Origin of the sequence: Porphyromonas gulae DSM 15663 (assembly GCF_000378065.1) — a bacterium.
In the GTDB taxonomy this organism is placed as follows: domain Bacteria; phylum Bacteroidota; class Bacteroidia; order Bacteroidales; family Porphyromonadaceae; genus Porphyromonas; species Porphyromonas gulae.
Genome location: NZ_KB899147.1, coordinates 24158 through 36647, shown reverse-complemented (window position 1 = coordinate 36647; position 12490 = coordinate 24158). Strand labels below are relative to the sequence as shown.

Below are 12490 nucleotides of genomic sequence, written 5' to 3'. Positions count from 1 at the left end.
GAAATGTCTGAGAAGAAACAAATTCCGACAAATCCGTATGGAGCTATTGGCACACAAAGGTAGGGAAGCCGAACCAAAATCTCCTATTATGAATGGAGGTTTTGTCTCTTTTCCGGTTTGCAAACTGCAAATAAAGGCCTGACGACAAAGGGACAGGAGGCCTGTATCGGCTCCTGCCCCTTCGAGCTTAGGCGGATCGTTGTACTACGATACGGCCGTTTTGTCGCTGCTATATATAATAAGGTATAGGGAGAACGTGGGGGAATGGATCCCATCCTCCCCTACTCGCTGCGGATAGCCTCGGTCGGAGGCACACGCAAAGCACGCAGTACGGGAATGAATGTGCCGAGAAAAACCATCAGCAGCATCTGCAAATAAGTACACCCCAATCCGAGCAAAAGACGTCCCCAGCCGACAGGAAACACCTTGATGTCGCAAAGATCGGTATGGAACATGACGTACCATGCGGCTACGGCCGCAGGCACGAAAGCCAGTGTCATCAGTATAATCCCCTCGCCGAACATGAGCGAGAATACGCTCCTGTTCGTGGATCCCACTACACGGCGGATTCCTACTTCGGCGCGTCGCTGCTCGGTTCGCACCCAGAAGGTGCCGACGATGCCGAGGAATATATTGAGCAGGAGGAAGAAACCGATGGCCAGATGATTATTGATCTGCCGGACAGGATCGGCCAATATCCCTGCCCGGTCTTCACTGACAGCATTCATCGTCAGTACAGGATAAGTATCGTCCTTGGTCACGGCTTTCATCCTTTTCATAAACTGCTCTTTGAAGTCCGGCGTATCCGTTTCGGGAGAGACACGCAGATAGACGGAGTAAGATGTCAGCTCGTTTTGCGAAATGTACTCCTCCGTGATGGGCTTCAGGCTGACATAGCCGGTACTTTCGGCTTCGTTTTTGGGCTGATCCGGTATGAGTCCTCGCAGTGTCTGATTGTATCGGATACTCTTTTCGCTTTGGACGCCATCGACAACGGATACCATGTTGTAGTTGATGCTGTCCGACATGCCTATGTAGCGGAGGTCGCTTTCTCGTCCTTCGCCATTGACTTTCTCCACATAGTCGAGGGCATTGCGCGAGAGATAGTAGTCCCGTTGGAGATCGTTCATGCGAAGTTTGCCGAATCGTTCCACCATCACTTCCGGCGAAGAACCATCGGCTCCATAGACACGAAACACACGGAAATAATCCGGCGAAACCATTCGATCCTCAACGTTTATGAGTGATACGGTGTCCAGTTGAAAGCTACTGTTGCTTGACGAAGAGGAATAATGACCGCCCCACTGTTGGAGACAAGCCGCTTCCACTCCGGGATATGCAGCAATCAGATCGAGGGTTTGCATCATGGTTTTTCCCTGATCGGCGGACATCTCTTTCCGTTTTCCGTCCTTATCTTTTTGCACAGTTGCAAGGGTAAGGCGGTACACGTGTTCTATATCGTAGTTCAACGGGCGTGTCCAGGCACGCAGGGCTGCCAGAGCATAGTCCGTGACGAACCAAAGCAGGCCGCATACGACGAGCATCTCCAGCCATATCCAGAGGTTGGCACGACGTTCGGCGCGGATGATCTTGATAATATGATGTAGCATGATAATATCTGTATGATGAGGTTAGTGGGAGAGGGATTCTACGATGGGAGTCTTGGATATACGCCAGGCAGGAATAAAGGCACTGAGCAGATTGATCAGCACACAGAAGATCAGAGCTATCAGGAAAATGACGGGATTGAACATGGCTCCGTTGATGTCGCCCTGCATCATTCCCCAGCTCCCCACGCTGAGGAGCCACGAGGGAAAGAGGGCCATGACCAGATAACTCAAAAGCAATCCGAAAGCCCCTCCTATCAGACTGATCAGCATATTCTCTGCCAGTACCTGACGGACTATATCGGATCGGACAGCTCCGAAAGAGCGTCGTACACCCAATTCGGCCAAACGGCGACGCATACGGCTAAGAGTCATACCCGAAAGATTGATAGCCGGGATGCACAGAAATAGCGACAGGAGGAGAATGAAGCGACGGCGATACTCTGAGGCTTCGGTTTCATCGCGACGGAATTTGCGGTGCATCGTCGTGAACTGATCGGCAGGTTGGCCGGGAAAGCTGATATTGAATTTCTCCTGCACACTATTGCACTTGGCAGTCAAGGCCCCGACTTCTTCCTTGATGGCATCGAAGTCCTTCGGGCTTTTGGCCAGACAGATTACATTGAATCTGGAGAATAGGTTGTTCTTCACTCTTTCTTCGTACAGCCTGAACACAGGCATCCATACATCTCCATAGGCGAAGTTGCAGAAAGGGGTCACATGGCGCACCACTCCGCAGACGGTGTATTTGCGCCCATTGATCAGAGCTTGCCGGCCGATAGCCTCGCTCGAAGAGCCGAAGAACCGGCGCGCCAACCTGTCGGTAATGACTGCCACGGAGATATTCGATCGGGCATCCGCCTCGGTATAATGCTTGCCGGCGACGAAAGAAAAATCGAACACCTGCCAGAAAGCCTCGTCCGTATATCTCGTCGTGACGGGGACTTCCTGCTCGCCTTCGCGTACGCAGAAGCGCGGTTCATGGCCCGGCTCAGGTATGGAAAGTCCCTCGAAAGCGGTCACGGCTTCGGGTGTTTCGAGCTTGCGGAATATCTCTAATACCTGATACCCACCCAAGTTGGTATTCATGGTCATGTTTCTCGTTGTGTCCTTCGTCGTCATGGTGGCACCTCGGGTCACCAACCAGCGCGAACGATTGCTTTCGGGCGAGAACCTTCCCACCTTCATATACTCTTGCTGCACCAGTACCATGACCATACAAATGGCAAAGGCCGTACCGATAATGCCGATAACGCTGAGCACCGGATTCTGCCGGATGATTTGCCACGATTGTCTGATATATCTTTTCATTGTTTCTGTCTCTTGTGCGGTTATTTCGATGGATGCGGAAGGCGTCCGAATGGGAAGGGGGGAACCTCTGTCCCGAACCTCCGATACCATCTTTGCGATATGCTTTTTCTATCCTTTTGGAAGGGCCGAATCAAACTATATACTTTGGTCTGACTAAACTATATAGTTTGGTCTGACTGAACTATATACTTTGGTTGAACCAAACTATATACTTTGGTTTGGTCAAACTATATAGTTTGGTTTAGCCCCCTTTTGAGGTCGATCCGGGCATCTCTCAAGGATGATCATTAAAACCCTGTATTTCACCTGATTAGCCCACCTGATGCCCGTCAAACATTCGGATGGTCCGACTCGTCTCCCGGGCTTGCAATTCGTTGTGAGTGACCATGACGATGGTACGTCCGTCCTCTGTATTGAGCCGATGAAGGATACTCATTACTTCCGCCCCCATTTTGGAATCGAGGTTACCGGTAGGTTCGTCGGCGAGGATAATCTCGGGATTGCCTACAATGGCGCGGGCAATGGCCACGCGTTGGCATTGACCTCCGGAGAGCTGTTGGGGATAATGGCGCAGCCGATGCGTCATTTCCATGCGCTCGAGGACTTCGTACGCTGCCTTCCTTCTTTTGCTTTCGCTCATGCGGCGATAGAGGAGCGGCAGCATGGCGTTGTCCAGCACATTGAGCGTATTGACGAGATGAAAACTCTGAAATACGAATCCCAGCTTTTCATTGCGGAAAGCGGCCAAAGCCTTGTCGTTCATGGAGTGTACCGTCTGTCCGAGGATTTCCACTGTCCCCGTGGTAGGACGGTCCAGCAGACCCATGACGTTGAGGAGCGTACTCTTACCGCATCCGCTCGGTCCCATGACGGAAAGGAACTCGCCGCCGTTTACGCTGATGTTGATATCCTCCAAAGCGGCCGTTTCCATCAGGCCGGCACGGAAGATGCGACTCACGTTGGTCAGTTTGATTGCATCCATATTGTTCTGTTATGTTTCGTTATGGTTTCTTATTATCATTCTCTCCGGATGGAGGGCAGACTCCCGGACTCGTACGTCCTCAGTCTTTCAGCTTGATCTTCTTGCTATTGCGGAATGCTGCATCCAGGGTCTGGAGTACGACCTCTTCGCCGGGTTCGAGACCGGACATGACCTCCACGAACGATTCGCCGCTTCCGCCCAGACGTACCTCCCGACGTACCAGCGTACTGCCTCGGCGCACGTACATTTCATACAGGCCTTCGCCGTGATAGTAATTGCCGAAGGGGATCCGCACACATTCGTTTCTGAGAGCCGTGAGCACATAGACGCTGACTTTCAAGCCCGAACGCAGTGCGTACGTCTCGTCTGCCGACAATCCCACATAGAAGCGTACCACTCCATTCTTGGCAGCAGGAGTGATGTTCGTCACCGTTCCTTCTATACGACGGCCATCGAGATTTACCACTGCTTTGGCACCGACCGAAAGGCGTTGGGCATAGTCGTCCGCTATGTCGGCCTGAATACGGAAGTGCTTCGGATCGCTCACGGTGGCCACTTGAGAGCCTGCACCGATAAGCGTACCCACCTCGCTGAGTACGAAAGTGAGCACTCCGTCACGAGGAGAAGCGATCCGGGCATCATCCAGCTGACGGCGTTTCTCCTCCAAAGTCTTCCTGAATATCTCTATTTCCAGCCGGGCAGCAGCCTGTTCGGCAGCAGCCGTGGCCTCACGATCGCGCAGGTTTTCCACCATACCCTCGTATTCGAGTGCTGCCACACGATTGGCCAGCTCTATCTCGCGTACCTTATCCGTTGTACCTGCTCCGATGCTATCCAAATATCTTTCGCTCTGGAGCTCTGCTCTTCGGCGGTCGTTCTGCATGGCTTTGACCTTGAGTTCGCGTCGCTTGGCATTGAGCTCTCCGCGGAGTTGTACTTCCTGCCGATGCAGTTGGGTCTGCTTCATCCGCAGTTCGTCCTGCAATTTCTCGAACTCCGTGCGCACGGACTGCAAGTCCAGTTCCAACAAGGGTTCACCTCGGTGTACCGAATCGCCTGCATGCCTAAGCACAGCTATCAAGCGTGCCTGCACCGGCGAAGTGATGATCTCCTCGAAAGCCGGTACCACTTCGCCGGAAGCTGAGGTAGCGATCTGCACTTCTCCTTTGTCCACCCGCCCCAAACGCAGAGAGGCTGCGGATATGGAGCCTTGCATGGAGGAGAGCAACCACCATCCCCCGAAGAAGAGAATGACTGCCGAAGCTGCTATGATGAGGTAACGTCTTTGCTTTTCACGTTTGAGCCGTTCGGGCGAAACTTGTCTGTCCATGAATCGTTTTCTTTTTTCCGGTGCGAGCTTCGTTGCTCACCGCCTTCCGAGGAGCAAATGCCATGCCAAACAATCCCCCGTCCTCATTATCAGTCACTTATTCGATCGACCGAAGTGTCCACTGTCCGTTTTCGGACAGTTCGGGTGTTCGTTTCCGGACAGTCGGACACTTCGCCATCGGAGAAAACCTGCATATTATCAGCCTTTTAAGGGTGGTGGCATAAGCTTTGCCGTCGGAAAGGTGCAATAAAACGAAAGAAAAATGAAGAAAAAAAGCCTTTTCGTCCTCTCCCTCTGCTTTGCCTCCCTGAGCCTGACTCCGTGGAGCGAGGTTTCGGCACAGCAGGTTGCCGCTACGGATCCATCCCCTTTGTCCCTCACGGAAGCCATCCGGCTGGCACGAAAGCAGAGTGTGGATGCAGCCGTGGCACTGCAAGAGCTTCGGGCGGCCTACTGGCAGTGGCGCACCTATCGGGCGGAACTGCTGCCCGGAGTGAACCTGACAGCTACACTGCCGGACTACAGGCGTGCCTATTCGCTCTATCAGCAGCCGGACGGCTCTTACAGCTTCGTCCGCTCCAATGCGCTGCGCCTGTCAGGGCATATATCCGTGGATCAGAATATATGGCTTACGGGCGGCAAACTCTCTCTGGTGAGTTCGCTCGAGCATATCAATCCGCTCGGCACGGAAGGTGCCAACAGGCATTTCATGAGCGTACCGATAAGCCTGACCCTGAGCCAACCGCTCTTCGGACTGAACGAAATGAAATGGAGTCGCCGCATAGAACCTGTGCGCTACGAAGAGGCTCGCCGGCGATTCGTGGCCAATACGGAGGAAGTGAGCGTAAGCTGCATAGATCATTACTTTTCGGCCCTGCTGGCACGGGAAGAGTACAACAATGCCGAGACCAACCTCCGCAACACGGCGAAGCTGGTCGAAGTGGCGCGCGCCAAAAAGAAGATAGGGAAGCTATCCGAAAACGAATTGCGAGCCGTGGAGATCAGCTATGCTTCGGCTTCTTCGGCAATTCTTTCGAGCCGTACAGCCCTGCGCGGAGCGGAGATGTCCCTGAGCATTTTCCTCGGTTTGCAGCCGGATGAAGTCCTCTCACTCTCTATACCGGCCGATACGGTCTTCACACCCGTAAGCTATGAACGGGTGATGGAGCTGGCCGGACGCAATCATCCGTTCGTCGGAGAGATGAAGCGCAGGATGCTCGAAGCCGATCGCTCACTGGCCCGAGCCAAATCCGAACGCTTCTCCATCGAACTGATGGCCCAAATCGGATATGCCGGACAGGCGGACAATCTGCACGATGCATACGGCGGACGTCTGAAGGACAACAGCTCTGTCTCCGTAGGCGTGCGTATCCCTCTCGTAGATTGGGGGCGCGGACGCGGTCGGATACGCTTGGCCGAGAGCAACCGCCGTCTCGAAGAGCATCGACTGCGACAGGAAGAAGAGCGTTGGCACCGGCAGATATTCCTGCTGGTAGAGAACTACAACAACCAGCTTCGCGTCCTCGAATTGGCGCGTCGTACCGACAGTATCGCTCAGGCACGCTATCATACTGCCGTGGAGACTTTCACCGTCGGAGCTATTTCCACCCTCGATCTGAATGCGGCACAGGATGCCAAGGACCTGGCACGCACCTCGCTCGTCAGAGCACTGCATCACTACTGGAGCTACTACTACAATCTGCGTAGCCTGACGGCCTATGATCCGGTACGCGATGAGGAGATCGATATACCCATGGAAGAGCTATAGGTACAAAGGAATCGGACGATCATAGCAATGGGAGGAAACCGACCGGTATCCGATTGACCTGAAAAGGTATATGCTGGCAAACCGGAGAATTCTTCTATTTTTGCGCATATTTTTGCGCGAAGTCGGTTAGAAATCTTTCCGACTGAGGTGAAATGCTAAGTATTATTGGACAAAAAACTCTAACCATTATGTACTGGACATTAGAATTAGCCTCCAAATTGGAAGATGCTCCTTGGCCTGCAACCAAAGATGAGTTGATAGACTATGCACAACGTTCGGGTGCTCCTCTTGAAGTCATCGAGAATCTACAGGAAATGGAAGATGAAGGGGAAATCTACGAATCGATAGAAGATATTTGGCCGGATTATCCGAGCAAAGAGGATTTTTTCTTCAACGAAGAGGAGTACTAAAATGTAATCTCCTTAAACGAATATGCCCCGTATGTGCAATAATAGCACTCGGGGCTTCGTTTTACCACCGTGGCATCAGTCTTGCATAAATCTTTCCGTTCGCTCATTCTGCTCCTGCTCCTGACCGTGGCCGGAGGAGAAGATATTTTCGCTCAGGGCGATTTATTGCTGGCTCAGTACACCCGTGCATACGGCTACTACAATCCGGCTTATGCCGGCATGCGTAAAGAGATTTTCATCACTGCGCTGCACAATAGACAATGGGAAGGCATGCCCCGAAGTCCTAAGAGCTTCGTCGTACTGGCCGATGCGCCTATTCGCTTCTTCGACAGAGAGCATGGAGTAGGAGTTCGGGTAGTGACCGAAACGAGAGGACTCTTTGCCATCAATGAGCTGATGGGGCAATATGCCTTCAAGCAGAAACTCTTCGGCGGAGATCTGTCCGTCGCCCTCCAAGCCGGACTCGTCAATACGGCTTTCGATGGCACCAAGGTGGAGCTTGAGACGGAGAATGATCCGGCCATACCCCTTACCAGAGTGAGCGGAAAGGCCTTCGACATCGGTGCAGGTATATACTACCGCCGCAAAGAATTGTACGTCGGATTCAGCTCTAACCATCTGACCGCTCCGGCAATTCCGCTCAATGAACAGTATATATTAGATCTGACAAGGCATTATTATCTCCTTGCCGGATACAATATCCGTTCCATTTATTCGTTATTTGCATGGCATCCTTCTATCTTTGCAGCTACCGACGGGCATAGCTCTCGTTTGGATGTGACGATGGGAATGTCATACAACAACCGCTTCTTTGGCTCACTGATGTATCGTCCCACACAAGCCGTGGGAGTGAGCTTAGGGATGCAGTTGGGCAAGTTCTATGCCGGCTATACCTTCGAATGGCCGACATCAGCACTGGCTAAAGCCTCATGGGGAAGCCACGAATTGCTGGTCAGCTATTCTTTCCCATTGAGCAATACGAAGAATAGAGATGCAAAGTATAAAAGCATTCGTTTCCTCTGAAAACTGCCTTAGCGCAAGATTCGGGGAGAGCAGCGAAGCAGATATATAAATAATGTATGTGTAGAAAGAACAGGTTTTTGGCTCTTGCAGGCTTTTTTCTGTTTGGAGTTTTCACTATTTCGTCGTGCGGCTCTTCCAAACGGGCTGTCGGCGGTGAACTGACCGGTGCCAAGCTATCTTCATGGAATGAGCCATCGCCTTTCGGGATGATACAGGTTCCCCGAGGGAGTATCGTGTTGGGAAACAAAGAGGCAGACAGCCTATGGGGCATACCTGCCGAATCGCGCCCTATATCTGTGGATGCTTTTTGGATGGATCGGACGGAGATCACCAATGCCCAATACCGGCAGTTTGTCTACTACGTTCGGGACTCTATCATCCGCGAACGTCTGGCCGATCCTGCATACGGCGGCAACGAAGAATACAAGATTACCGAGAATAAGTTCGGCGAACCCGTAACTCCTCATTTGGATTGGAGCAAACCCATTCCTTCCGAAAAGCGAGCTACCGAGGAAGAAATAGCCGCCATCAACAGCGTTTACTATACCAATCCCGTCACTCGTGAGCGAAAGCTAAATCCGGATCAAATGGTCTACCGGTACGAAGTCTACGACTATCGTTCGGCAGCTCTGCGCGAGCATCAGCTCAAGGCTGCAAAGCGCAATCTGAATACGGACATCAAGGTAGACCCCAACGCCGTAGTGATGATATCGAAAGACACGGCTTTCATAGACGAAAGCGGCAATATCATCAGCGAGACCATCACGCGTCCGCTCAGCAGCGAATACGATTTTCTCAATACATACATCGTACCGGTCTATCCCGATGAGACATGCTGGGTAAATGATTTCCCCAATGCTCGTACCGAGATCTATACGAGAATGTATTTCAATCACCCGGGCTACGATGACTATCCCGTAGTGGGTATTTCATGGGAACAGGCGCAGGCGTTCTGTGCGTGGCGGTCGGAATTCTTCCGCAAAGGTGTTCGCCTGCCTGAGGGACAGATCATGGACGACTTCCGTCTGCCCACTGAAGCCGAATGGGAATATGCTGCTCGAATGGGCAATTCCAACAATAAATATCCATGGAGTACCGAAGACTTGAGGACAGGACGGGGTTGTTTCTTGGGCAACTTCAAGCCCGGAGAGGGCGACTATACGGCTGACGGCCATTTGATACCGTCCCGCGTATCCAGTTTCTCGCCCAATGATTTCGGCTTGTACGATATGGCTGGCAACGTAGCCGAATGGACCAGCACGGCATTTTCGGAGTCCGGACTCAAACAAATGTCGGATCTGAATCCAGAACTGGAATACAAAGCTGCACTGACGGATCCGTACATCCTGAAGCAAAAGGTAGTACGCGGTGGTTCGTGGAAAGATGTGGCTCGCTTCATCCGCTCGGCTACCCGTAGCCATGAATACCAGAACGTAGGTCGTTCCTATATCGGATTCCGTTGTGTACGTACTTCCATCGCCTTCTCTTCCGGCAAGGCTCCTAAGAGTTCGCGTCGCAGCAAAAAGAAATAAGTATCGCCAATCTATATTCAAAACAAGAAAAACAAGTATTATGGGTCATTATAGAAGATACAAGAACATCCTTGAGATGTATTTGGCCAGTCACAAAGGACGCCGACTTCTCAATATCGTTTATAGTTGGGGAGCCGCTGTGGTGATTTTGGGTGCTCTCTTCAAGTTGCTCCATTTGCCGATGGGCAATGAGATGCTTTTCGTGGGGATGATCACAGAATTCTTGGTGTTTTTTATCTCCGGATTCGAAAAACCCGCAATGGAATACCGCTGGGAAGAAGTCTTCCCTGAACTGGACTCGAAGAATCCGATGGACCGTCGGGAGATGGAGCAGCGTCGGGAGTATCTTCGCGAAAAGGCCAAAGAAGCAGCTGCATACGCGGAAAGGCCATCTTCTGTGCGCCTTGCCTCTGCCTCTTTGGGTACGCAACCACAAGAACAGCCTAAGCCTGCCGCTCCTTTCCAGTCCCAACTGACCGGAATACTGCCGGAAGAGCAGATCCAACGTCTGAGCGAAGGCATAGACAAACTGGCTGAAGCAGGCGAACAGCTTGCCCGTATCGGCCGGACTGCAGCCGCCATGACGGAGAGCTACGAGCAGATGCAAGCGGATCAGGAAGGCTTGCGCCTCAATTCGCAATCGTATATCCAGCAGATGGAAAACCTCAGCCGCAACATCTCCGGCCTGAATACCATATACGAGATACAGCTCAAGAGCATCAGCTCCCAGATCGACACCATCGATCGTATCAACCGCGGATTGGCTCATATCCGAGATATGTATGACAATAGTGTCATCGACAGTTCTTCATTCCGCAACGAAAACGAGCGTATGGCACGCCAGCTGACCCAACTCAACGAGGTGTATGCCCGCCTGCTCCAAGCCTTGACAACGAATGTAGGTCTACCCGGTATGCCCGGCAATTTTGGTGCTTCTAATCCTTCATCATCCGGCAGCTCACCCTTATAAGCCATGGCAGTAGGTTCTAATGGGAATGCCAATAGGCAAAAGATGATCAACCTGATGTACCTCGTGTTCATCGCCATGATGGCTTTGAACGTATCGAGTGAGGTACTGGATGGTTTCGACAAAGTGGATAAGAGCTTAGCCTCTTCCATCGACGGCTCCGACAAGCGTAACAATCTGGTGCTGTCCGAGCTGAATACGGCTTATCGCACCAATCCCGAAAAGGTGAAGGTATGGTATGAGCGTAGCCTTGTCCTACAGAAAGAGGCGGATTCGCTCTGTACCTTTATAGATGATCTGAAGCTGGCCATTGCCCGTGAGTCGGATGGAAAAGATGCAAAAGTCAATGATATAAGACGAAAGGACAATCTCGATGCTTCTTCCGTAGTAATGCTGAATCCGATCAACGGTAAAGGCAGCACGCTTCGCAAGGAGGTGGACAAGTTCCGCGAGCTGGTCGCTACGCTCATGACCGATAAGGCGAAGTTGAAGCTCATAGAACAAGCCCTTAACACAGAATCCGGTACCAAAGGCAAATCATGGGAAAGTTCTTTGTTCGAGAATATGCCCACCGTAGCAGCTATTACGCTCCTGACCAAGCTCCAAAGCGATGTGCGTTATGCTCAGGGCGAAGTACTTGCCGATCTGGTAAAGAGTGTGGATGTGGGGGATTATCGTGTGAACAGTATCACGGCACAAGTGATCCCACAGAGCCAGATCGTCATGTCGGGCGATACATATAAGGCCAATATCGTTCTCTCCAGTGTGGATACCACGCAAAGACCGGACGTATTTGTAAACGGTAAGCTCCTTTCGCCGGAGAACATGGGCTTATTTACGGCTACGGCAGGTGCACCGGGCACATATCCGGTCAAAGGATATATCGAAATGATAGGCAACGATGGGGTTAAGATTCGTCGTGACTTTGAAAGCGAATACTTCGTTACGGAACCAATGGCTTCCGTCGCTCCGACGATGATGAACGTACTCTACGCCGGTATAGACAATCCGATCAATATCGCCGTACCGGGTGTAGCTCAGCAAAACGTTTCTGCAACGATCAACAATGGTACCCTTACTCGCCGCGGCAATCTCTGGATAGCACGGCCGACGAAAGTAGGCAGCGAAGCCATCATTTCCGTCACCGCTCAAACAGGAGGTCGTACCATCCAAATGGCAAAGACTACATTGCGTGTCAGAGCTCTGCCCGATCCTCTTCCCTATATCGAATATAAGGATGTGCAGGGGAACACGAAACGCTTCAAAGGTGGCCGCTTGGGTAAGCGAGAAATCCTGGCAGCAGGCGGCATTAAAGCTGCTCTTGACGACGATTTGCTGGAAGTAAACTACACAGTGGTGAAGTTCCAACTCGTGTTCTATGATTCGATGGGCAATTCGATCCCCGAAGTTTCTGACGGAGCTTCATTCTCTGAGAGACAAAAACGACAAATACAGAATCTGGCCAGAGGCAAACGTTTCTACGTAACGGAAGTAATTGCACGCGGTCCGGATGGTATCGAACGTAAGATTCCAGCCATTGAAGTAATTGTGAACTAATAG

Annotated in this window: 10 protein-coding genes; 6 read left to right on the top strand and 4 right to left on the bottom strand. The window is 51.8% G+C overall.

Annotated features, from left to right (window positions below):
• Positions 1-281: 281 nt before the first annotated feature.
• From F452_RS0100185 to F452_RS0100170, 4 genes are all read right to left on the bottom strand, one after another.
• Positions 282-1610, bottom strand: coding sequence for an ABC transporter permease (locus F452_RS0100185; RefSeq protein ID WP_018964256.1), 1329 nt, complete (start codon positions 1608-1610; stop codon positions 282-284).
• Positions 1611-1631: 21 nt separating this feature from the next.
• Positions 1632-2918 carry an ABC transporter permease gene (locus F452_RS0100180; RefSeq protein WP_235317510.1) on the bottom strand — a complete coding sequence of 429 codons (1287 nt, stop codon included), beginning with the start codon at positions 2916-2918 and terminating at the stop codon, positions 1632-1634.
• Between the two features lie 310 nt (positions 2919-3228).
• The gene (locus F452_RS0100175) at positions 3229-3900 is read right to left on the bottom strand and encodes an ABC transporter ATP-binding protein (protein ID WP_004584758.1); all 672 of its coding nucleotides are present in this window, start codon (positions 3898-3900) and stop codon (positions 3229-3231) included.
• A gap of 79 nt (positions 3901-3979) precedes the next feature.
• Positions 3980-5230, bottom strand: coding sequence for an HlyD family secretion protein (locus F452_RS0100170; RefSeq protein ID WP_018964254.1), 1251 nt, complete (start codon positions 5228-5230; stop codon positions 3980-3982).
• 262 nt (positions 5231-5492) lie between these two features.
• On the opposite strand from F452_RS0100170, the gene F452_RS0100165 reads away from it, so the two are divergent.
• The 6 genes from F452_RS0100165 to porM all read left to right on the top strand — a co-directional run bounded on the left by F452_RS0100165 (position 5493) and on the right by porM (position 12487).
• Entirely contained in the window at positions 5493-6998 is a 1506-nt protein-coding gene (locus F452_RS0100165) for a TolC family protein (RefSeq protein WP_018964253.1), read from the top strand.
• Between the two features lie 188 nt (positions 6999-7186).
• Positions 7187-7408, top strand: a complete 222-nt coding sequence (locus F452_RS0100160; protein ID WP_005874189.1) for a DUF2795 domain-containing protein — start codon at positions 7187-7189, stop codon at positions 7406-7408.
• An 81-nt stretch (positions 7409-7489) separates the two neighbouring features.
• Positions 7490-8431, top strand: coding sequence for a type IX secretion system membrane protein PorP (porP, locus tag F452_RS0100155; protein ID WP_018964252.1), 942 nt, complete (start codon positions 7490-7492; stop codon positions 8429-8431).
• Between the two features lie 56 nt (positions 8432-8487).
• Positions 8488-9963, top strand: coding sequence for a T9SS ring complex lipoprotein PorK/GldK (porK, locus tag F452_RS0100150; RefSeq protein ID WP_026292050.1), 1476 nt, complete (start codon positions 8488-8490; stop codon positions 9961-9963).
• A 40-nt stretch (positions 9964-10003) separates the two neighbouring features.
• Positions 10004-10933, top strand: coding sequence for a type IX secretion system motor protein PorL/GldL (gene porL, locus F452_RS0100145; RefSeq protein ID WP_026292049.1), 930 nt, complete (start codon positions 10004-10006; stop codon positions 10931-10933).
• 3 nt (positions 10934-10936) lie between these two features.
• Complete coding sequence (porM, locus tag F452_RS0100140) at positions 10937-12487, top strand: type IX secretion system motor protein PorM/GldM (RefSeq protein ID WP_018964249.1); 1551 nt, start codon at positions 10937-10939, stop codon at positions 12485-12487.
• Positions 12488-12490: the final 3 nt, after the last annotated feature.

Excerpts from the sequence above, each read along its gene's own strand:
- F452_RS0100185 (WP_018964256.1), bottom strand. The coding sequence starts at position 1,610 with ATGCTACATCATATTATCAAGATCATCCGCGCCGAACGTCGTGCCAAC.
- F452_RS0100180 (WP_235317510.1), bottom strand. The coding sequence starts at position 2,918 with ATGAAAAGATATATCAGACAATCGTGGCAAATCATCCGGCAGAATCCG.
- F452_RS0100175 (WP_004584758.1), bottom strand. The coding sequence starts at position 3,900 with ATGGATGCAATCAAACTGACCAACGTGAGTCGCATCTTCCGTGCCGGC.
- F452_RS0100170 (WP_018964254.1), bottom strand. The coding sequence starts at position 5,230 with ATGGACAGACAAGTTTCGCCCGAACGGCTCAAACGTGAAAAGCAAAGA.
- F452_RS0100165 (WP_018964253.1), top strand. The coding sequence starts at position 5,493 with ATGAAGAAAAAAAGCCTTTTCGTCCTCTCCCTCTGCTTTGCCTCCCTG.
- F452_RS0100160 (WP_005874189.1), top strand. The coding sequence starts at position 7,187 with ATGTACTGGACATTAGAATTAGCCTCCAAATTGGAAGATGCTCCTTGG.
- porK (WP_026292050.1), top strand. The coding sequence starts at position 8,488 with ATGTGTAGAAAGAACAGGTTTTTGGCTCTTGCAGGCTTTTTTCTGTTT.
- porL (WP_026292049.1), top strand. The coding sequence starts at position 10,004 with ATGGGTCATTATAGAAGATACAAGAACATCCTTGAGATGTATTTGGCC.
- porM (WP_018964249.1), top strand. The coding sequence starts at position 10,937 with ATGGCAGTAGGTTCTAATGGGAATGCCAATAGGCAAAAGATGATCAAC.